At 40.0% G+C, this 20787-nt stretch carries 21 protein-coding genes; 7 read left to right on the top strand and 14 right to left on the bottom strand.

Annotated features, from left to right (window positions below; translation table 11 throughout):
* Positions 1-4 precede the first annotated feature (4 nt).
* From gldD to mutY, 4 genes are read right to left on the bottom strand one after another with little or no spacing between them, the layout of a single operon-like run.
* Complete coding sequence (gene gldD / locus AACM45_RS11080) at positions 5-562, bottom strand: gliding motility lipoprotein GldD (RefSeq protein ID WP_339142692.1); 558 nt, start codon at positions 560-562, stop codon at positions 5-7.
* A complete protein-coding gene (locus AACM45_RS11075; RefSeq protein ID WP_339142691.1) occupies positions 552-1880 on the bottom strand; it encodes a gliding motility-associated protein GldE in 1329 nt (442 codons plus the stop codon). The genes gldD and AACM45_RS11075 overlap by 11 nt, the downstream gene beginning before the upstream one ends.
* 24 nt (positions 1881-1904) lie before the next feature.
* A complete protein-coding gene (locus tag AACM45_RS11070; protein ID WP_339142690.1) occupies positions 1905-2360 on the bottom strand; it encodes a single-stranded DNA-binding protein in 456 nt (151 codons plus the stop codon).
* Positions 2361-2375: 15 nt separating this feature from the next.
* The gene (gene mutY / locus AACM45_RS11065) at positions 2376-3413 is read right to left on the bottom strand and encodes an A/G-specific adenine glycosylase (protein WP_339142689.1); all 1038 of its coding nucleotides are present in this window, start codon (positions 3411-3413) and stop codon (positions 2376-2378) included.
* Between the two features lie 112 nt (positions 3414-3525).
* Here mutY and AACM45_RS11060 point away from each other — a divergent pair, with 112 nt between their 5' ends.
* The 4 genes from AACM45_RS11060 (at position 3526) to AACM45_RS11045 (ending at position 6962) form a co-directional block, all read left to right on the top strand.
* Positions 3526-3816 (top strand): HU family DNA-binding protein, encoded by a 291-nt coding sequence (locus AACM45_RS11060; protein ID WP_010516435.1) that lies wholly within the window; start codon positions 3526-3528, stop codon positions 3814-3816.
* A gap of 257 nt (positions 3817-4073) precedes the next feature.
* Positions 4074-5621, top strand: a complete 1548-nt coding sequence (locus AACM45_RS11055) for a ribonuclease E/G (protein ID WP_339142687.1) — start codon at positions 4074-4076, stop codon at positions 5619-5621.
* 156 nt (positions 5622-5777) lie between these two features.
* On the top strand, positions 5778-6476 hold the full coding sequence (locus tag AACM45_RS11050) for a DUF3667 domain-containing protein (RefSeq protein ID WP_339142685.1): 699 nt from the start codon (positions 5778-5780) through the stop codon (positions 6474-6476).
* Between the two features lie 9 nt (positions 6477-6485).
* Complete coding sequence (locus AACM45_RS11045) at positions 6486-6962, top strand: regulatory protein RecX (protein WP_339142683.1); 477 nt, start codon at positions 6486-6488, stop codon at positions 6960-6962.
* 24 nt (positions 6963-6986) lie between these two features.
* On the opposite strand, the gene AACM45_RS11040 is transcribed toward AACM45_RS11045, so the two are convergent.
* From AACM45_RS11040 to AACM45_RS11015, 6 genes are all read right to left on the bottom strand, one after another.
* Entirely contained in the window at positions 6987-7874 is an 888-nt protein-coding gene (locus AACM45_RS11040) for a cupin-like domain-containing protein (RefSeq protein ID WP_339142682.1), read from the bottom strand.
* Between the two features lie 58 nt (positions 7875-7932).
* Positions 7933-9033: a biotin synthase BioB gene (gene bioB / locus AACM45_RS11035; protein ID WP_339142680.1), complete on the bottom strand. Its 1101-nt coding sequence runs from the start codon at positions 9031-9033 to the stop codon at positions 7933-7935.
* Positions 9034-9150: 117 nt separating this feature from the next.
* Positions 9151-10575, bottom strand: coding sequence for a flotillin family protein (locus AACM45_RS11030; protein ID WP_339142678.1), 1425 nt, complete (start codon positions 10573-10575; stop codon positions 9151-9153).
* Between the two features lie 4 nt (positions 10576-10579).
* Positions 10580-11158 carry a hypothetical protein gene (locus tag AACM45_RS11025; protein ID WP_339142677.1) on the bottom strand — a complete coding sequence of 193 codons (579 nt, stop codon included), beginning with the start codon at positions 11156-11158 and terminating at the stop codon, positions 10580-10582.
* A gap of 66 nt (positions 11159-11224) precedes the next feature.
* On the bottom strand, positions 11225-12406 hold the full coding sequence (locus tag AACM45_RS11020; protein WP_339142676.1) for a beta-ketoacyl synthase N-terminal-like domain-containing protein: 1182 nt from the start codon (positions 12404-12406) through the stop codon (positions 11225-11227).
* Positions 12407-12530: 124 nt separating this feature from the next.
* A complete protein-coding gene (locus AACM45_RS11015) occupies positions 12531-13601 on the bottom strand; it encodes a hypothetical protein (RefSeq protein ID WP_339142674.1) in 1071 nt (356 codons plus the stop codon).
* 158 nt (positions 13602-13759) lie between these two features.
* Between AACM45_RS11015 and AACM45_RS11010 the strand changes: the two genes are divergently transcribed.
* The gene (locus tag AACM45_RS11010; protein WP_339142672.1) at positions 13760-14998 is read left to right on the top strand and encodes a hypothetical protein; all 1239 of its coding nucleotides are present in this window, start codon (positions 13760-13762) and stop codon (positions 14996-14998) included.
* A gap of 57 nt (positions 14999-15055) precedes the next feature.
* Here AACM45_RS11010 and bioA read toward each other — a convergent pair whose 3' ends face one another.
* Positions 15056-16330, bottom strand: coding sequence for an adenosylmethionine--8-amino-7-oxononanoate transaminase (bioA, locus tag AACM45_RS11005; RefSeq protein WP_339142670.1), 1275 nt, complete (start codon positions 16328-16330; stop codon positions 15056-15058).
* Between the two features lie 122 nt (positions 16331-16452).
* Here bioA and AACM45_RS11000 point away from each other — a divergent pair, with 122 nt between their 5' ends.
* Positions 16453-17187 (top strand): glycosyltransferase, encoded by a 735-nt coding sequence (locus AACM45_RS11000; RefSeq protein ID WP_339142668.1) that lies wholly within the window; start codon positions 16453-16455, stop codon positions 17185-17187.
* Positions 17180-18661 carry an ArnT family glycosyltransferase gene (locus tag AACM45_RS10995; protein WP_339142667.1) on the top strand — a complete coding sequence of 494 codons (1482 nt, stop codon included), beginning with the start codon at positions 17180-17182 and terminating at the stop codon, positions 18659-18661. The genes AACM45_RS11000 and AACM45_RS10995 overlap by 8 nt, the downstream gene beginning before the upstream one ends.
* On the opposite strand, the gene bioD is transcribed toward AACM45_RS10995, so the two are convergent.
* Genes bioD through AACM45_RS10980 form a run of 3 tightly spaced genes read right to left on the bottom strand, consistent with a single transcriptional unit; the run spans position 18647 to position 20785 of the window.
* Positions 18647-19261 (bottom strand): dethiobiotin synthase, encoded by a 615-nt coding sequence (bioD, locus tag AACM45_RS10990; RefSeq protein WP_339142665.1) that lies wholly within the window; start codon positions 19259-19261, stop codon positions 18647-18649. The two genes, AACM45_RS10995 and bioD, sit on opposite strands and share 15 nt — an antisense overlap.
* Positions 19261-19644: a DUF2007 domain-containing protein gene (locus AACM45_RS10985; protein WP_339142663.1), complete on the bottom strand. Its 384-nt coding sequence runs from the start codon at positions 19642-19644 to the stop codon at positions 19261-19263. The genes bioD and AACM45_RS10985 overlap by 1 nt, the downstream gene beginning before the upstream one ends.
* Complete coding sequence (locus AACM45_RS10980; protein WP_339142661.1) at positions 19637-20785, bottom strand: aminotransferase class I/II-fold pyridoxal phosphate-dependent enzyme; 1149 nt, start codon at positions 20783-20785, stop codon at positions 19637-19639. Before AACM45_RS10980 ends, AACM45_RS10985 begins: the two co-directional genes overlap by 8 nt.
* Between the last annotated feature and the right edge of the window lie 2 nt (positions 20786-20787).

The following is a 20787-nucleotide window of genomic DNA, read 5'->3' as shown; positions in this document are numbered from 1 at the left end:
ATGGTCATTTCCATTGTAAACTCTCCATGATTTTACGGATATCATTTTGAAGATAGATTGCCGCAGGATAGATGGAATCGTAATTTGGCCTGGCGTAAAAATAAAGTGACCCCGTTACAAAATGATTGATACTGTCGGTAACATAGAATTGTGATTGTGAGGCCGCGTTGCCCGTAACTTCATAAAACATACCGTATACCTTGTCTTCATCATTGATATAAGGCTGTTCGACAATGTTATCCGCTTTTGATACGTGTTCATAAGAAAGTTTTTGGGCATCGGTCAGCAATGTCCTTAGATTGCCCTTATCCACTTTTTTATAGGTAATATAAATGGATCCCTTCATTATCGGATAATCCAACACCAAAGAGCAATCATTTGTTTCTTTTATTCTTGATGAGGCGTTTTGTTCAAATTCATAAGAACATTCCAAATCGGTAGTATGGTAACTTCCCGATTCGTACTGCAATCGCAACATTGCCTTGGGTTTTGGTAATACATCATCTTTACATGATGAAAAAAAGGCCAACAACAGTACTAAGGCAATTACACTATACTTCATGGGGCAATTTTACTTTGATTTGCTTTAATCGTTTTTTGTCCAGACTTTCAACAGTGAAGATGTGACCATCGAAAACCACATTTTCTCCCCGTTTCGGAAAACTTCCCGATATTTCCAGAACAAAGCCTGCAATGGTCTCCGACTCCCCTTTTCGCTGCTCAAAAGCTTCTTCGTTCCCTAACTTTACAACCCTATAAAAATCCTTTAAGGTCGTCTTTCCCTCAAAGACATAGGTGTATTCGTCCAACTTTGAGAATACCAAATCCTCATCATCGAATTCATCACTGATATCACCAACGATCTCTTCAATGACATCTTCTAGCGTAACGATGCCTGAGGTACCTCCGTACTCATCTACAACAATGGCCAGGTGTTTTTTTTGTTCTTGAAATTCCAACAACAGGTCATCCAGTTTTTTGTTCTCTGGCACAAAATAAGGTTCTCGTATCAGCGACATCCAATTGAACGACTTTCTATCAATATAAGGTAGCATATCCTTCACGTACAGTACCCCGAGCACATTATCCATATTATCAGAGAAAACAGGGATACGGGAATACCCATTTTTCTTTATTTCTTCAAGTACCTCAAGAAATTTCATTTCTTCATTAAGGGCAAAAATATCAATACGTGGCCGCATGACCTGTTTGGTGTCGGTATTGCCAAAAGATACAATGCCTTCTAAAATCTTCTGTTCTTCTTTTGTGGTATCGCCCTCTGAAGTCAGTTCTAAGGCCTGTGACAAATGATCGACCCCAAAGTTTGACTTCTGTCTACCCAATTTATCTTGAAGAAACAAAGTGGCAGAACGCATTGGCGCACTAATAGGTGTGAAAATGATATCTAGAAAACGTAAGGGTAAGGCCATAAAATGTGCAAACTGCACCCGATTTCTATTGGCATAGATTTTCGGAAGTATCTCCCCAAACATCAAAATCAAAAATGTCGCTACCAGTACCTCCAATAAAAAACGGACTGAAATGACCCCAAATACGGTATGATCAATTTTCGAGAATAGGGTATTGCCCAGTGAACTGAACAAAAGCACGATTCCGATATTAATGGCATTATTGGCAATCAGAATTGTCGCCAGCAGTTTTTTGGGTTTGGCAAGAAGTTTTAAAATTAGTTTACCCTTAGCCGTTTCCTTTTCATCAATTTGATTTAAATGGGTCTGTGAAAGACCGAATAATGCTACTTCTGCACCTGAAATCAAGGCCGAACAGGTCAAAAGAACAAGAAGCACAATGACTTTCAACACAAATACACCTTCAAAAGCTACTGCCAATACTAGTAAACTAAAGGGGTCAGGGTCCAACGAACTGCAATTTAATTAGACTCGTTAAAATGGTAAATCATCATCGTCTTCCGTTTCAACTACTGCTGCAGGGGTCTGTGACGTGTTTGATGGTGCTGACGATTGTGGTGTTTGAACAGGCTGCATACTTGCCCCTGCCTCATTCTTATTGGTCAAAAAAGTGAAATCTTGCACATGTACCTCAGTGGTGTAACGCGTATTACCGTCTTCGCCTTGCCATTGTCTATTCTTCAGCCTTCCTTCGACATATACCTTGTCACCTTTACTTAAATACTTTTCACAAATCTCAGCAGCCTTGTTTCTAACGACAACATTATGCCAATCGGTATTGGTCACTTTCTCACCCGTTTGTTTATTGGTGTACGTTTCATTAGTTGCCAAAGGAAACCTTCCAATACAACCGCCCCCTTCAAAATAGTGCATTTTGACTTCGTCACCTAGATGCCCGATAAGCATTACTTTATTTACTGTTCCACTCATAGTACATCAAAAGTACTAAAATTTAAAGCTTTTTATAAAGTCAGCGATTAAAACAGGTACCGGAAATTTTTCAAGATTCTCCCAGGCAAGCCCGTCATCGAGCAATCCATCGGTTCTTACGATCCAAAATGTCGTATACAAATGCTGGTGCGATAATTTATGAACAATCGGTTTCTGATTGTATTCGTAGGGTTTCCCTACTTCAATTGCATCGAAACTTTCAGAAATTCCATGTTCTATAACCTCTGAGGTAACTTGTCCCTCACTTTCAATTAAAGGAAATTGATATAGATTTTGCCAAATTCCCCGTCCGGTACGCTGCTCTAAAATCGTATTCTTCTTTCCATCAAGAAAAACCAGGTAATTGAAATGTTTTATCTTGACTTTGGTCTTTTTCAGCTTTTTAGGAAGCTCATTTACCAAATTTTTTTGAAGAGCAATACAACCTTCATTCAATGGGCAATGCAGGCAATAGGGTTTTTTGGGGGCACACTGCATGGCACCGAACTCCATAATGCCCTGATTGTAATCGCGAATCTCATCTTCGTTCATGAGTTCCCTTGCCAAAGCCTTAAAGTGCTTGATGCCTTCAGAGGAGTTTATGGCAAGTTCTACACCGAAATACCGAGCCAAAACCCGATATACGTTACCGTCAACAACAGGTTGGGGCTCATCAAAACTAATGGATGCTATGGCACTTGCGGTATAATCACCTACCCCTTTTAGTTTTATAAGTTCCTTATACGTACTAGGAAACTTGCCATTATAACTACCTACCACCATCTTGGCCGTTGCGTGCATATTGCGTGCCCTTGAATAATAACCCAGTCCCTGCCAAAGCTTTAAAACCCGTTCTTCACTCGCCTTGGCTAAATCATGTACGGTCGGAAAGGCCGAAACGAACTTCTCATAATAGGGCAAGCCCTGTGCTACCCTTGTCTGTTGCAACATTATTTCTGAAAGCCATATTTTATAGGGGTCCCGGGTATTGCGCCAAGGCAACTCCCGTTTATTTTCGGCATACCATTTTAGAATAATTTGTGAAAAAGTCATGTAAGAAAATACTAACGAATCAAAGTAACAGTTTATATACTTAAATTTTAGGGCTTTAAGTAAAACATTTATATATTTGCAAGCCTAAAAAAAACGAAAATATAAATACGAAATGACGAAAGCGGATATTGTATCTAAAATCTCAGAAAAACTGGGTATTGAAAAAGGTGACGTACAAGCGACTGTGGAATCTTTTATGGAAGAGGTAAAAACGTCCTTAGAGAATGGTGATAATGTTTATTTGAGAGGTTTTGGCAGCTTTATCATAAAGACAAGGGCTGAGAAGACAGGAAGAAATATTTCGAAGAATACGACCATTAAAATTCCTGCACACAATATTCCGGCATTTAAGCCAGCGAAGGTTTTTGTTGAAGGAGTAAAAAGTAACGTACAGGTAAAATAAATAACTAACGATAAAGCAACGCGAATATGCCGAGTGGAAAAAAAAGAAAGAGACATAAGGTAGCGACCCATAAGCGTAAAAAACGCCGGAGAGCTAACCGACACAAGAAAAAGTAGTCAGTAGACTACTTTTTCATTTTAATACGTTCTTTGACATTACGGTTCAAAAATTAAGTACTTGATCGGTCCAATGACCGAACAATATATATGTTTAATCTATTTGTTCTTTTAAAAAAGAACAGATAAAAATCGAAACAAGTGAATAGAGAATTAATCGTAAGATCTAGTTCTGACGCTGTCGATTTTGCCTTATTAAAAGATGGAAAACTTATTGAACTTCACAAAGAGGAAGATAACAATAGCTTTTCGGTCGGGGATATTTTCCTCGCCAAAATCAGAAAACCCGTTACGGGCCTAAATGCAGCCTTCGTAAATGTTGGTTATGAAAAAGATGCCTTTCTGCATTACCATGACCTTGGCCCACAGCTAGCTTCTATGCTAAAGTTCATTAAGCAAGCACGTACAGGAAAACTCAGAGATTTTTCCTTAAAAGATTTTCCATTTGAAAAAGATATTGATAAGAATGGCTCGATAAACGAAGTTATCAAAGCCAATCAATCGTTATTGGTACAAATTGTAAAAGAACCCATTTCCACCAAGGGACCAAGAATAAGTTCCGAGCTTTCCATAGCCGGGCGTTATTTGGTCATGGTACCTTTTTCTGACCGCGTTTCAGTTTCCCAAAAAATTGAAAGCAATGAAGAGAAAAGTAGGCTGAAAAGACTCGTAAAGAGTATTAAGCCAAAAGGGTTTGGGGTTATAATCCGTACCGTAGCCGAAGGCAAAAAAGTCGCAGAGCTCGACAAAGATCTCCAAAACTTGCTGAACAAATGGACAGCAATGTGCAAGACGTTACATAAAGCCGAACACCCTTCTAAAGTACTAGTGGAACTCAATAGGGCCTCTTCGATACTTAGGGACGTTTTTAATGATTCCTTTACCGGAATCCATGTAGATGATGAAACGCTTTATGATAACATTAAAGACTATGTGCACGAAATAGCTCCGCAAAAGGAGTCCATTGTAAAATTATATAATGGTTCAGCCCCGATTTTTGAAAAATTTGGGATTGAACGACAGATTAAGACCTCATTTGGTAAAACTGCCACAATGAGCAAAGGGGCCTACCTTGTAATCGAACATACCGAAGCTTTACATGTAATTGACGTAAACAGCGGTAACCGTTCCAATAAAGCAAAAAATCAAGAAGACACTGCCCTTGAGGTAAACATGCTCGCCGCGGCTGAAATAGCACGACAGCTTCGCTTACGGGATATGGGTGGTATTATCGTGGTTGACTTTATTGATATGACCAGGGGCGATCATCGAAGAAAACTTTTCGATTATTTAAGGGACGAGATGAAAGATGATCGGGCCAAGCACAAAATCCTACCTCCAAGTAAATTTGGTTTAGTACAGATTACAAGGCAACGTGTAAGACCTGAGATGAATATTAAAACAAGTGAGGAGAACCCCAACGGTTCAGGAAAGGAAGTGGAAGCGCCTATCGTATTGCTCGATAAAATCAATTTTGATTTGGAAAAAATCCTAAAGGGCCCAAATAAGAATAAGGGTATTGTATTGAACATACATCCTTTTATAGCGGCTTATTTGACCAAGGGAGTCCCTTCAATTCGCCAAAAATGGTTTTTAGAGTATAAAAAATGGGTTAAGATCCAACCTCGTGATGCCTATACTTATCTTGAATATAGATTTAAGGATAGCGAGGGCAAAATAGTTAAGTAATAAAAAGCGGCCTCAGATAGGCCGCTTTTTTGTTTTATACAGGTGTTGTTTTTTTGTAAATTTCGTGGGCAATACATTATAATGTCAAACTGTCTAAATTGTACATCCGCTTTAAGCGACCATATGCACTATTGTTCTAATTGTGGTGCAAAAATCGTGTCGCAAAGAATCACCTTAAAACGTATACTCTCTGAGGTTGCCGAAACTATTTTAGGATGGGACAATAAATATTTTTTCACCCTACGCGCGCTAATCATAAAACCTCATATTGTTCTTGAAGAATATGTTTCTGGGGTTCGCAAAAAATATGTGCATCCATTTACCTTTTTAATAATCGGAGCGACTTTAACCCTGTTCACTTTTACTTTTTTATTGGACAACTTCGTCGAGAACCTACAAGCGTTCAATATGCGATTGGTAGAACGCTACAAGGCGTTCGGAATTCAAGAATGGGACTTGGAACGTGTAGATCGGTTACAAGCTGAAATCTTAAAATATTTCAATATCGTCACCCTATTATTCATACCCCTGTATTCTTTACTGACCTACATTATATACCGTAAAACCTACAATTATGCCGAACATCTTATTTTCAATGCCTATGCCCGGGGAACCATTTTTATAATTACATTGATTTTCTTTTACCTTAGCCTTATTACACACCCCATACTTTTTTTCATTTCTACTTTGGCGACTTGGTTCGTTCATGCATATATATTCGGTAGACTGCATAATCTGGGGATAGCAATGTCAATTTTAAAGCTAGTGCTTTTCAATATTTTGCTTTCTGTTTCGATTATCATACTACTTGCCTTAATGGTCTTGGTAATGATTTTAATAGCCTATATCAACTAATCCCTGGCAATGCATTCAAAAGCCTACTCTGTTACCGAAGCCAAGCGAAAGCTAGAATCTTATTGTGCCTATCAAGACCGTTGTCATAAAGAGGTGGTCGATAAATTAAAGGGAATGCGAATGATTCCAGAAGCTATTGACCAGATTGTGGCCCATTTGATCCAAGAAAACTATTTGAATGAAGAACGGTATGCCCAAAGCTTTGCGCGGGGCAAGTTCAACATTAAAAAATGGGGTAAAAACCGTATTGTCAACGAGCTAAAACAACGACAGATCTCGCGATTCAATATCAAAACGGCATTAAAGGAAATTGATGAGGAAGCATACTTGACGACTTTGCATCAGCTATCTTTGAAAAGGCTATCCCAAATTACCGAAACCAATGTTCAAAAGAAGCGAAAAAAACTGGCGGACTATCTATTGTATCGAGGTTGGGAGAGTCATCTGGTCTATCGTAAACTTCAAGAACTGATTCCGAATACTTAGGGCGCGATTACACTTCAACTCCGCTCAGTGCGATACGCTCGACCTTACAATATTATAGTTTCTATTAGTCTTGATTATCGCTTGCTGATTTTTCTTATCAATCCACTGTTGCCCTTTTAATCGCCGCATCATATTGTCAAAATGGCGCATGACCATAATATTGTATACTGCCCTCCCCAAGTTTTTGGGTTTTCGCGCTATGGCCCTTAAACTCATAGAGAAACCTGGGGTCAAATATTTCATATGGTGCCAATATCCTTCGGGAATATAGACCAAATTTCCATGTTGTAATTTTGTAATATAGCCCTTAGCGTGTTTCAAGGCGGGCCACTTTTCAAAATCTGGATTTGAAAAATCGATATCTTCCCGCACAATCAGGGAATGTGGAATCTTGTACAAATATTTCGTCTCACTCTGCGGAAAAATTATGCATTGCTTCTCACCATCGAAGTGAAAGTGGAATATGTTGGCCAGGTCAATATCGTAATGCATGAAAGTATGTGAATCAGTACCCCCGAAAAACAACATCGGTAAGCCTTTCATCAGTTTTAATCCTAAATCAGGATAGCTAAAGTCATGCTGTAATTGAGGCACCTCTTTTAGGACATTCCATAGAAAGATGCGATATTTTGTAGGTTGACTTTGAAGCAAGTCAATGTAGTCTGCCATCTTCATTTTGGCATGGGGTTGATTAAAACCTTCGTCATGCTTTACCGGGCGGTCATCGTATAACGGAACCTCTTTATCACCGGCAACCGACTTGATATAGTCTAGATTCCATTTTGAATAGGCAGGCCAATCTTCAATAGACTGTTCGATGACCACAGGTTTTTGTGGTTTGAAGTAGTTTTGGATAAAAGCTTCTTTGGTAAGCGATTTTACCCTAGGTATTTGTTCTAGGTTAAGTCCCAAATTATAAAAATTTAGAAAGTAGCTAAGATACTAAACTAGTGCTTAATCAAAATGGTACTTAGCTCTTGTTGGCCAACTTGGCACCTTCCTTGGCCAATTCGTTACGTTCAATCTTATGCCCTGGTCTTGACCATTTTGGTTTTTCACCCATAGCTTGGTATTGTGAATCTTCGGCCTCAACCGTTTTTGGCTGCGAGATTTTTGTAAAAGGCTTTTGGGGATTCAGGCCCAACAATTTGAATAGCTCCATGTCTTCATTCACATCGGGATTCGGAGTCGTCAATAACTTGTCACCGGCAAAAATGGAATTCGCCCCGGCAAAGAAACACATGGCCTGACCTTCTTGTGTCATTTCAGTTCTCCCTGCAGAAAGCCTAATCTGGGTCTCTGGCATTACGATTCTTGTGGTTGCCACCATACGGATCATATCCCAAATGGCAACGGGTTCGATATCTTCCATTGGGGTGCCCTCAACAGCCACCAAAGCATTGATAGGTACCGATTCCGGTTGCGGATTCAATGATGACAAGGCAACCAACATCCCCGCACGGTCCTCCAATTTTTCACCCATACCGATAATACCCCCGCTACAAACCGTTACATTGGTTTTACGTACGTTTTCAATGGTATCTAAACGATCTTCAAAAGCGCGGGTCGAAATCACATCTTTATAATAATCTTCTGAAGTATCCAAATTATGATTATAGGCATATAAGCCTGCCTCAGCCAAACGTTTTGCTTGATTTTCAGTAATCATACCTAGGGTACAACAAACTTCCATATCGAGCTTATTGATGGTACGCACCATCTCTAGTACCTGATCGAACTCCGGTCCATCCTTCACATTACGCCATGCAGCACCCATACAAACACGCGAACTACCGGAAGCCTTTGCACGCAGGGCCTGTGCTTTCACATGCGATACCGACATGAGGTCATTGCCCTCAATATCGGTATGGTAACGGGCCGCTTGGGGGCAATACCCACAATCTTCGGGGCAACCCCCTGTTTTTATAGAAAGAAGGGTTGAAACCTGAACCGTATTGGGGTCATGATTTTCCCTATGGACGCTAGCAGCGTCGTAGAGCAACTCCATCAAGGGTTTATTATAAATGGCTAGGATCTCTTGCTTGGTCCAGTTGTGTCTTTTCTCAGTCATAAATCAAAAATAGGAATTTCAAAATTAGTAAGAACGGGCAAAAATCATATTTTGACAAAAGTAAAAGCCGAAGTTTTCACTTCGGCTTTCCAAACAAAGAATCGTGATATCTTAGGCTTATTTTTTATTGGAAGTGTCTGGTTTATTTACTTCCGCATCACCTTCTTCTGTGGCAACATCTTTGCCTTTCAAATATTCAGGTAACTGCATACCGGCCATATTGAACATCTCTTGTAATGGTGGAACTGATTTATACATTCCAGAAATGAAATTGGCGGTCGAGTTTTTGCCATCTTCTGTTTTTGCACCAGAATCCCAAACGGTGACCTTATCAATTTTGATATTTTTAATGGCCTCAGCTTGTGTTTTTACCAATTCTGGCAACTTATCGGCAATCAACAACAATACGGCATCTTTTGGATCATTGCCAGCTGCCTTCACAATTTCATCCAAACCTTGGGCCTGCTTTGTCAAGACTTCAAAAATACCCTTGGCTTCTGCCTGTGCCTTAAAAAGAATTGCATCGGCTTCACCCTTGGCTTTTCTTCGAATCATCTCTGCCTCGGCCTCTGCATCAATCTCTACCTTTTTCTTGTCAATTTCCGCTGGTACCACAATATCCGCCATTTGAGAGCTACGTTCCCGTTCAGCCCTAGCCAATTCCGCATCACGTTCAGCCGCGTAAGACTCTTCGAGTGCTTTTGCTGATTGTACTTTCTCAGCAGCAATTGCTGTTCGTTCTGCCTCCGCTTCACGCTGTCTTCTCAACGAATCAGAATTGGCCACATCAATTTTGGCAACATTCTCTCCTTCTACCGCCTTTGCGTTTGCCGCAGCAACTTGGGTACGTTCATCTTGTAGGGCATTGGCCTCACCAATAGAACCATCCCTGTTTTTCTCGGCAACTGATTTACGTGCTGCATTGATGGCATGCGCAGCCGCTTCTTTACCCAAAGCTTCAATATAGCCTGACTCATCAACAATATCGGTGATATTTACATTAATGAGTTTAAGACCTACTTTCTTTAATTCCGATTCCACACTTTGGGATATGTTGGTCAAGAATTTATCCCGATCAGAGTTGATTTCCTCAATATCCATAGAAGCGACTACCAAACGTAATTGCCCGAAAATAATTTCTTTGGCCAATTCTTGCACTTCGGTCATACCTAAGCCTAAAAGGCGTTCTGCCGCATTTTGCATTACCCCAGGTTCGGTAGAGACCCCTATAGTAAACCTAGAAGGTACATTGACACGAATATTCTGCTTGCTCAAAGCATTGGCCAAATCAACCTCAATTGAAATCGGAGTAAGATCCAAATACTCATAATCTTGAATAACGGGCCAAATAAAAGCGGCCCCACCATGGATACACTTGGCCGAATTACCGGTACCTACCTTACCGTAAACTACCAGAATACGATCCGAGGGACATCTTTTATACCTTCTGATGAAAGAAATGATGATGATAAAGAAAAATAGGATGGCAAACCCGATGGCCAGTAAAGACGCACCTCCGCCCAATTGTAATGGTAAAAGCATATGTTTAGTTATTTAAAAGTTGAACGATTAATATTCCATTGTCGGTGACTTGCTTCACCTTGACCACATTACCCTGAACCAAGTCATTTGATTCATCGGTAAGTGCCTCCAATTCGCGTAAAGTGCCTTGAACATTGATGCTTACTTTACCGATTCTAGATCTATTGGCACCAATGGTGAGGTAGACCTCACCAATCTGGTCAAGGGCATTTGTCAATTTTAGCGTACCGCTATGCTGCAGTTTTGCGAGGTAGTAAAATAAAGATGCCATGGCTACCATCATCAATAAACCGCATACTACGGAAACAAGCACGGTCAACCCCGTAGAAAGGCCATTGTCGATACAAGAGATACCCGACCAGCCAAAAATGGTAAAAAAGCCCATAAGGTTTTTAAAAGAAAGAAATTGAAAACCAATACCGGAATCCCCTTCCACTTCAGCATCAACATCCCCACCCATATCATCGGCATCACCACCGACCAAGGTTAAAATTATCAATACCACGAATATCGCGGAAGCTATGATAGCGGTGATCCAGTATATCTTTTCAAAAAGGGTCAAAGCGACAAACCAATCCTCCATAGGTTTTAAAGTTTAAAAGGTTATTTAAAAATTTAAGATAAGACTTTACCGTTAAAATCGATACGCTTAGTTGGAAAGTAAAATAGAAACTGCGTTTCCGCCAAAGCCAACTGCGTTGACCATAATAGTCTCGATTTTTTCAGGAAGCCCGTTTTGATTCAAATAAGGTACGTTGATTACCTTTTGATGTTGCAACATTAAGATGGCCATTTCTATGCTTAACATTCCTGAAGTAGCAAAAGTGTGCCCCACTTTCCATTTGTTTGTCGTCAAAAATGGGATTTTGTTACAGAAAATCTTTTCAACTGCCTTATACTCAGAGACATCCCCTTTAATCGTGCCTGGGGCATGGGTAACGATAACATCAACTTTTTCAGGCGGTAACCCATTCAGTGCCATCATCATGGAATCTTGAAAACATTGGGCATCTGTCGATATGGAAACATTGTGTAGTAAAGGCTCCGTTGCAAAGCCAACACCAATGACCTTGGCCAAGGGTTCTTTGGCATTATCTTTCTCTAAACAGGCCATTACGGCCCCTTCACCCAACACCATGGTATTTTTGGTTTTCCCTAAATCAAGGGCCAAACAGGGGTACGCTTCTTCACCTGCGGCAGTATCATTTTCATCATTCTTGGCATAAATCTTTAGTGCCTGCATTTGGGCAATGGTGAAAGGTGTCAACGGAGCTTCACTGCCACCAACTAAAAATTTATCGGTCATACCACTATTTAACCAGGCAATACCATTTAATAAGGAATGTAACCCTGTTGAACACGTAATCGAATGCGAAATATCGGGACCCTTGGTTTTCAAATCGTGCGCGACCCAAGATGAAATATTGCCTAAAGTCGTGGTGGGGGAAGCTAAGGTGGACGTTTTTCCCTCTTGGATAAAGGTGGTGTGGTGTTTTTCAAAAAGGGTTGTTGCTCCCCTTGAAGAACCTATATTAATACCAAAATTATCAGAGCCTGCCCAACCTGCCATTGCTATAGCCTTTCTTGAGGCATGCAAAGCGTAAAGAACGGAATCATCGAGACCTCTGTACTTGTTGTCACTCGCACGAAGTTTTTCGATTTCGTCATGAAGTGGTTGCAATAGGCGACCGACCCAAATTTTTTGCCCTCCGATAGTAGTATAAATCAGGTTATGATTGTTTGACCGATAGTGTTTCCAAACGGTATCTAAAGCATCTCCCAAGGGGGAAACAGTACCGATAGCGGTAATGGAAATGGGTTCTTTTAGCATACCTCAATGATAGCACATTTTGCACTACTGCTAAAGTAATACTCAAAAAAGTAGGCAGCTGTACCAACAAAGAAACTCGACAATCACATTTTCTTTTATCGTTGCTTTCAAAGATTTATTTTCCCTAATCGAGTTTTGCCATGAGGCCCCAACCTCCGAAGCTCTCCGATACTGCAAAAATAATTTCGTTCCCTCCTTTTTTTAAGGGTAAAAAAACCGAGTCAAAATAGCCTATGGATCCCAAAAATCGATAATCCCTGCTCCTGAATGTGTTGTTTCCGCTATAAATCCGTTTGCCATTGACATAAATCATGACCCTATCGCTAAAACCAAAGGATAGCTTTTTGAAGGTATCGCTTTCAGAATCAAGGGTGTATTTGACCAAGGCCGTATTTTGATTTTCCGACAGTCTTAATTTTTTGGCAAGGTTGAGCCTTCCAAAAGCATCACTCTTCATCGCCAGCCATTTATTACCATTAGCTCGGTTGAGAAGGTCTTCGGTATGTTCCTCTGAAAACAAGTCAGTATAAACGGACCAGTCGGTTATCACTGCCGAATGGGGATTTTCAACTGGTATAGGTTCTGATTTTAATGATACATTGGGTTTTTTGGTGTATGCAAAATTCTTCAGCTTACCGCTTCCACCCCAAAGACCAATCATGCCAGACTTTACTTTACGCTGCAAATAGGGCATATGAAGACCTGGTTCTAGGGAGTCATTGAAATAAACTTCCGCCCTAGAACCGCTGATTATTATCTTGACCGGAATCCATTCATTGAATTGATAGTTCACTACACTGGCGTAACCTTCTCCATGATACAATTGCCAAGCCGATAGATCATTGTATACAGGGGTATATTGGGTAGCATCAGGATTTCCTGATTGGTGCGGTCTCACATAAAAACTCTCGTAATTTTCAAGGTCCTGCATGCGAAAAGCACATCCAAGAAAAGTACGCTCTTCCCTGATTTTAATCTCATAGGTAATCACTCCATCCGTGAAGTCAGCATCCTTTAAGTAGGCGGTGACATCACCACCCGTAAATTCCATAATACTGCTACCTTCTTCTTTATGCAACGTGAAAGCATCCCCTTTAAAACTCCAGCGGTCTGAATCAAATGGAACGACCATACCCTCTTGGGCGAAAAGCTGAGACCCTATCACTGCAAAAACAATAAAACTAAATTTCTTCATGACCATTATTTTTTGATTGTTTAATATTGTAAAGAAAGTTAATGACGGTAAACTATTGCAATTCATATAGATACCAACTTCATACAAATTCATACAAGCCTGATTTTTAGATGGATCCCTCTTCAAAAAATAATACCCAAACCCATATAAGCCGCTGCTTGAAACGTATAGAAGAACAGTTGGGGTGGGGAGATAGTTCGCAATGGTCTTCTCGAGACTTTGACCGACTGGGTGATAAAATCCATGAGCAAACGGGAGTGAACATCAGCAACAATACCCTGAAAAGACTTTGGGGAAGGATTCCGTACCAATCAAACCCGAGTACTGCAACGCTTGATACCTTATCTCAGTTTATCGGTTTCGAAAATTGGAGTGCCTTTGTTGCCCACGGTAGTAGATTAAAAAGCGCCGAGCCAAAACAATTAAACGAGGTTGTCAAAAAACCTGCAGTAAAAAGGGGCCTTCAAAAAAAAATGATTATCGCTGCAACCCTTATTGGATGTGTACTTGTAGTTTTGGCCGTCGTTCCCTTTTCAGGTAGAACCATCGGTACCCCCGACTACATCTTCATTCCTAAAAAAATTGCCAACGGACTGCCTAATTCGGTGCTTTTCAGCATTGACGCATCATATGCCGGTGAGAACGACAAGATCGAGATACAACAGAATTGGGATCGAAGAAGGCGTCAGCTTATCAATAGAAAAGACTCATTGGTCGCTTCACTATACTACACACCCGGTTATTTTGATGCGAAATTAGTGGTGAATGATATAGTGGTCAAAGAACATCCATTGATGATACCTTCAAATGGCTGGATGGCTACCTTGGAAACAGGTGCGGCTCCCGTTTACTTTGACCCATCGGAATTTAAAACCGTTGATGGGGTTGCCATATCCCCTGATTTGATCAAGAAACGAAATACGGGTATTCCAATCACCGAAACCTTCGTGAATTATTTCTGGGTCGAAGATTTTAAAGGGCTTGCCTTAAACGATTTTGTTATGGAAACCACCCTTCGTAATGTTTCATTTGATACGAATATAAGTTGCCAAAAGACCCATATCATTATTTTATGTGAGGGAGAGGTAGTCATCATACCCTTATCGATAAAAGGTTGTATTGCAGACTTAGAATTGTACTATTTAGATAGGGCAATCACTGGAAGTCGAAACGACCTTTCAAATTTTGGTGTTGATGATTTTAACAACTGGGCCACCGTGAAGTGTGTCTCTAAAAACAATAATTTTTCAATTTACGTCAATGACAATCTTGCTTACGAAATTCCGACCAAAGGAGAAGACAACAAAATTTACGGTGTCAAGTATCATTTTCAAGGCACGGGGGCGATTTCGCAATTAAAGCTAAGCAATAGTGGAAAAATCTTTCTGAACGAATAAGTATTCCTTTTTACCAAACACCGGAATCACAATTTTTACTTTGTGGTTTATATGACTTCAAAAAACCTCTAGGGCATCTTCGATGGCACCGTAGATTTTCTGTAATTGCCCTTTCGTAATGACATAGGGAGGTAAGGTATAAATGGTATTTCCCAGAGGACGCAGGTTGACCCCATTATCCATAAAAAAGTCATAGAGCCTGTCCCTGAACTTGCCATAACGCCCGGTATCAATAGCTAAGTCAATAGCCAGAATGACACCTAGACTTCTGGCGTTTTTCACTTTTGGATGATGCTTTATTCGAAGCACAAAATTCTGATGCGCTGCTTCAATATATTTTCGTCGCTCTACAATTTTATCAGATGACAGTAACTCAAGACCTGCCAAGGCGGCTGCACAACCCAAAGGATGTGCGCTATACGTGTGCGCATGAAAAAAACCCTTCGCTAACTGATCACTCAAAAAGACATCAAAGATCTTTTGCGTACATGTGGTGATACTTAAGGGAAACATACCAGCGGTCAAAGCTTTGCTCAGGCATAGTACATCAGGTTTGTGTTCTAAATAGTCACAAGCAAAAGTTCTACCCGTTTTACCAAAGCCGGTCATGATTTCATCAGCGATACATAGCACATCCAATTCTTGACATTTTTTTATCAGTAGATCAAGTCCTTTTGCCGAATGGAACTTCATACCTGCAGCTCCCTGCACTAATGGCTCAAAAACAAATGCAGCGCAAGAATTGTTCTTACAGATATTATCAAGTAATTCTAAAACCGCGTCGATAGTATCTTCTTGTGGTGGTGGTATACGTATCACCTTTAGTAAAAAATCTTCAAAAGGGCCATTATATGACGAAAGTCCTGAAGCACTCATAGCGCCAAAAGTATCCCCATGAAAACCTCCATCGAATGCAATTAGGGTATCTCGTTTTTCCTGTTTGTTATAGTAATACTGCAGTGCCATTTTTATGGCCGCCTCAACTGCCGTAGACCCATTATCATTAAAGAAGATTTTGGCCTGGTTCTTTGGCAAGATTTTCATCAGCTGCTCTGAGAGTTCAATTGCCGGTCTATGCGTGAACCCACTGAACATGACAAAATCAAGTTCTTTCATTTGATTTGTTATGGCCGTACTTATTTTTTCATTGCAATGGCCATACATTGCCGTGTACCATGAGGCAATACCATCAATATAGGTATTGCCCCCTTCGTCCCAAAACAACGCATCTTTTGCTTTTACGACCCCCAAAGGTGGTGCAGCTGTCTTATGTTGGGTCAAGGGGTGCCATAAATACTTTTTGTCGCGATTTTGCAACTTTTGTTCTTGCATCGTCATTGATTTAATAAGCCATCAGCTTATACAAAGATGGTGAAAGCTATTTTGGTTTTCAACAGTATTTTGGTCAAGCCCAAGAAAATCATTTCTATCTTTGTTACTATCAAATTTATGCTTTGATTATAATCGTACCTTGTTACAATGAAGCTGAAAGACTACCCAAAGTCCGTTTTTTAAACTTCTTAAAACAAAATCCGGATGCCAAGGTACTATTTGTAAACGATGCCTCGACTGATAATACCCTAACCGTTTTAGAGTCTATTGAGAAGCAGTACCCCGACCAAATCTCGATACTATCGAATACCCATAATATGGGAAAAGCCGAATCGGTCAGAAATGGGGTATTGAAGGTAATTCAAACAACAGTCGATATCACTATCGCTTATTTGGATGCCGATTTAGCCACTTCTTTAGAAGAATGTTATTCTTATCAGAAATACGTAAAACAGGGTAAACAATTTGTTTTCGCCTCGAGGATCTTAAAAATAGGTTCAATTGTCGAGCGCAAGTTTTCGCGCTTTTTAGCTGGCAGAATTATAGCAACATTCATTTCAAGCATACTGGATCTAAAGGTCTATGACACACAATGTGGATGCAAAGTTTTTAATACAGAGGTGGCAAAAATTGCTTTTAAAAATCCTTTTATATCAAAATGGCTATTTGATGTTGAATTATTCAGTAGGCTCTTAAAGCACTACGGAAAGTCTAATGCTATGGCATTTATGGAAGAGGTACCCGTTAAAGAGTGGATCGACCAAGGGGAATCTAAAGTGAAACTAACGTACTTTTTCAAGTTATGGATAGATCTGTATAAAATTTGGAAATCACATAAAAGCACGCTGAATGGGTAAATTGTTCAGAAAAGTTCAAAATCTATCTGACAGTAGTATTTTCGTTCTCGTATTCTTGTACGGACTATTCATTAGGTTGCCTTTTTTCTTTAGGGACTACATTGATCGTGATGAGAGCAGCTTTATCATCATGGGGCAATCGTGGGTAGATGGTCATTTACCTTTTACTACCCTTTGGGATGTAAAGCCCACCCTGAATTTCTTTTTCTTCGCTGTAATCATCAAAATTTTCGGAAAGAGTTTTATTGCCATTCGCGTTGCTGGCGTTTTGCTGGTCAGTATTACCGCATTTTACACCTATAAACTGACCGCTTCACAGACTACAAAACGTATTGGGGCTATTACCGCATTTAGTTGTGTTATTTTGCAAAGTCTTTTTGGAAGCCTTCAAGGCGTAATGTCAGAACACATTGCCATGGCATTTTTGACCCCGGCAATTTGGTTGCTATCACGAAACCATTCTTCCAATCTGTATTGGTTGGTTATAGGGGGGCTTGTTGGTTGTAGTCTAATGGTCAAATTAAATTTGGCCTATGTCGCGTTATTCTTAGGTCTTGCTATTACGTATTTGGCTTACTTTAGGACTAAAAAATTGTTTTCTGTAAGCAAGCCGATGCTATATGGCATTGGTATTTTGAGTATCATCGGGTTGACCTTATTACCATATTATTTAGAAGGACTATTACCGTTATGGTGGAGATCGGTTATAGAGGCGCCCTTGGCTTACGCCGGCGCAAGACAATATTCAACACTTAAACTATTCTTTTACCTATTACCGTTCTTGGCGATTCTTGTCATTGGTGTGAGAAAAGGAGTATTCAAAACAAACAATGCAACAACGATTTATTTAATGGTTGCCACGCTTGGCACCTTAGTGGCTTTTTTAAAGAGTGGCAGGGTAAACGGACACTACCTTATCTTAATTTATCCGCTAATCTTACCCTTAGTTGCACTTTTGGTTTCAAAAAGTCTTAAAGGTTCCATTAAAAGTATCGGTATTATTGTGGCCGCACTATTAGTACTTATTCCCATAGAGTCTTATTTAGAATACTACGCTATTGCCAAACATAAGATTCAAAGGGGCAGTTTTTTCAACGGTGAAGGTATTGCTGTACCAGAATATTTGTCTCAAAAGGGCCTTGAAACGGGTGATGCCTTTTTCGCTGAATTCCATATCGGATATTGGGTATTGGGCATTAATCCCATCACGAAGGCGGCGACCCAACCTAGTAATATTTTAAAAGACGAAATGTTTTTTGCGTATGAGAACCCTAGAAAAACCGGCGAAGAAGAACTTCAACATATTATCGAGGAAATTTCGCCTCGTTATATTATTACGCGCAAAAACCGGCGTGTTTTTGACAAGAAAAAGTACAATGCCAACTTCTACATCAACCTACAGCTCTTAAAAGGGTATCAGCCATTAGATACTATTGATACTGCCGTAATTCACCAAAAACTAGAATTGGAGTAATTTTTCCCTAAAGACTTCCGCATATTTTTTGACTATAGCCGGGGTAAAACATTGTTCTTCATTTATCCTACCCAAAAGGGCGGCCCCCGTTTTTTTTAAAATAATCTGTTCCGTGGTCGGATGTTCGTCGCCACTGAAGATGATTCCGACATTCAAACCTTCTGCCTGTAAGGCATTAATGGTCAAAAGGGAATGGTTGATACTGCCCAGATAGTGTCTTGAAACCACAACGACCTTATATTCCGGTTTGATTAAATCAAATATGGTGTCATTATCGTTAAGTGGTACTAAAAGTCCGCCCGCACCTTCAATCACCAAATGGTTTTCTGTTCTGGGTTCTTGAATTTTATCCAGCTCGATTTTCACCCCATCAATATCAGCTGCTGCATGAGGGCTCATAGGTGTATTGAGGGCATAACTGTTTTCATGGATGACCGATTTTGAATTGGATATTAATTCTTTGACCTTATGACTGTCTGTGTAATCTAAATCCCCAGCTTGTACCGGTTTCCAATAGTCAGCGTTAAGTGCTTCAGTCACAATAGCCGAGGCCATTGTTTTACCGACCTCCGTAGATATTCCCGTAATGAATAGTTTCATTAGTTTGCTTTTGTTATAAACTCACAGTTGGTACAACGGTATTTTTTAGGTTCAAAAAAAGGGAAGAGTTTGTACCAAAGTGTATTTCGCAGGTAAATTACCTCTGATTTTTGAGCTTTACAATTAGGGCATTGCACCAAATTGCCATCATCGTCCAGGGCATAATTCCTTACTTGATCAAATATGAGTCTAGCGCGCTCTTCATCAGAGCGATGTACTTGTAATTTAATACCGCCTAGGGCGTTACTGGCGAAAGGATCAATACCTACTGTATTTTCATCCTTTAAAGTAACCGAAATGCCTTCTGATTCCAACTTGCCCTTGATGATTTGAACGTCGGCCAAAAACTCGAAAGTCCCTATCGTGATAAGATCTTTACCCATTATGATGTTGTTTTAACAATGAAAGCACTTTCTTTATTTCTTCTTTTGTATTATACGCATGTACACAAAATCGCAACCGTTCTTTGCCCTTTGGAACAGTAGGGGATAAAATAGGTCTTACATCAAACCCATTATCCCTTAAAACATTGGAAACATGCCTCACTTTATCATTTTCGGGAATCATTGCAATTTGAATCGCCGATTCATTGGATAAAAATACGTTCCACAGTTCAAATTCATCAAGCTTAGCTTTAAAATACCCAATATTTTCTTGAAGCCTCCTGATTTGCATTTTTCCCTTTTCGGATTGCAAATGATGGAAAGCGGATAAAATAACAGCGATATCATGTGGTGGCAGTGCTGTGGTATAGATAAAACTACGGGCATAATTGATAAGATAGTCCTTTAGATCTGAACTACCCAAAATGGCCGCGCCGTGACAGCCCAAGGCTTTACTAAAGGTAACGATATGGGCAAACACCCTATCTTGCAATTTAAGCTGATGTAAGAGCCCTTTTCCGAAAACCCCGGTCGCATGTGCTTCATCAACAATCAAGAAAAGGCCATTCTGCGAACAATAGGTTGCCAATTCTTCTAAGTCGGGAATATCACCGTCCATAGAGAAAATGGATTCCGTAACTACATAAGACGCTCCTTCAAAACCTTGATTTCTTGAACGGTCAATATGTTGTTTTAAACTGCTTAAATCATTATGCTTGAATTTATAGGCTTTGGCATCACTCATTTTAATACCATCACGAATGCTGGCATGAACAAGCTCATCATAAAAAATGATATCCCCACGTTGGGGAATACTGGAAAAGAAACCGATATTGGCATCATAACCTGAGTTGAAAAGCAAGCCGCTCTCTACCTCAAAAAACGTAACTAAAAGAGCTTCCAGTTCTTCATGCAATGGATGATTTCCTGATAATAACCGGGAACCCGTAGCCCCATTGGCATTTAGTTGACCTACCATTTGATTTTGAGCTGATTTTTCAATCTGCCCTTCTTTTGAAAACCCCAAATAATCGTTGGATGAAAAATCAACCAAATTATTGATCAGACTAAGATTTCGCAAGGTACTGTCCAACCTTCTGGCTTTGAGTTTTTCGGTTAGTTTTTTTGGAAAATACGGCATAA

Origin of the sequence: Croceitalea sp. MTPC5, assembly GCF_036985505.1 — a bacterium.
Lineage (GTDB): Bacteria > Bacteroidota > Bacteroidia > Flavobacteriales > Flavobacteriaceae > Croceitalea.
The sequence above is the reverse complement of the archived record's forward strand: the minus strand, read 5'-3'. Positions and strand labels throughout refer to the sequence as shown.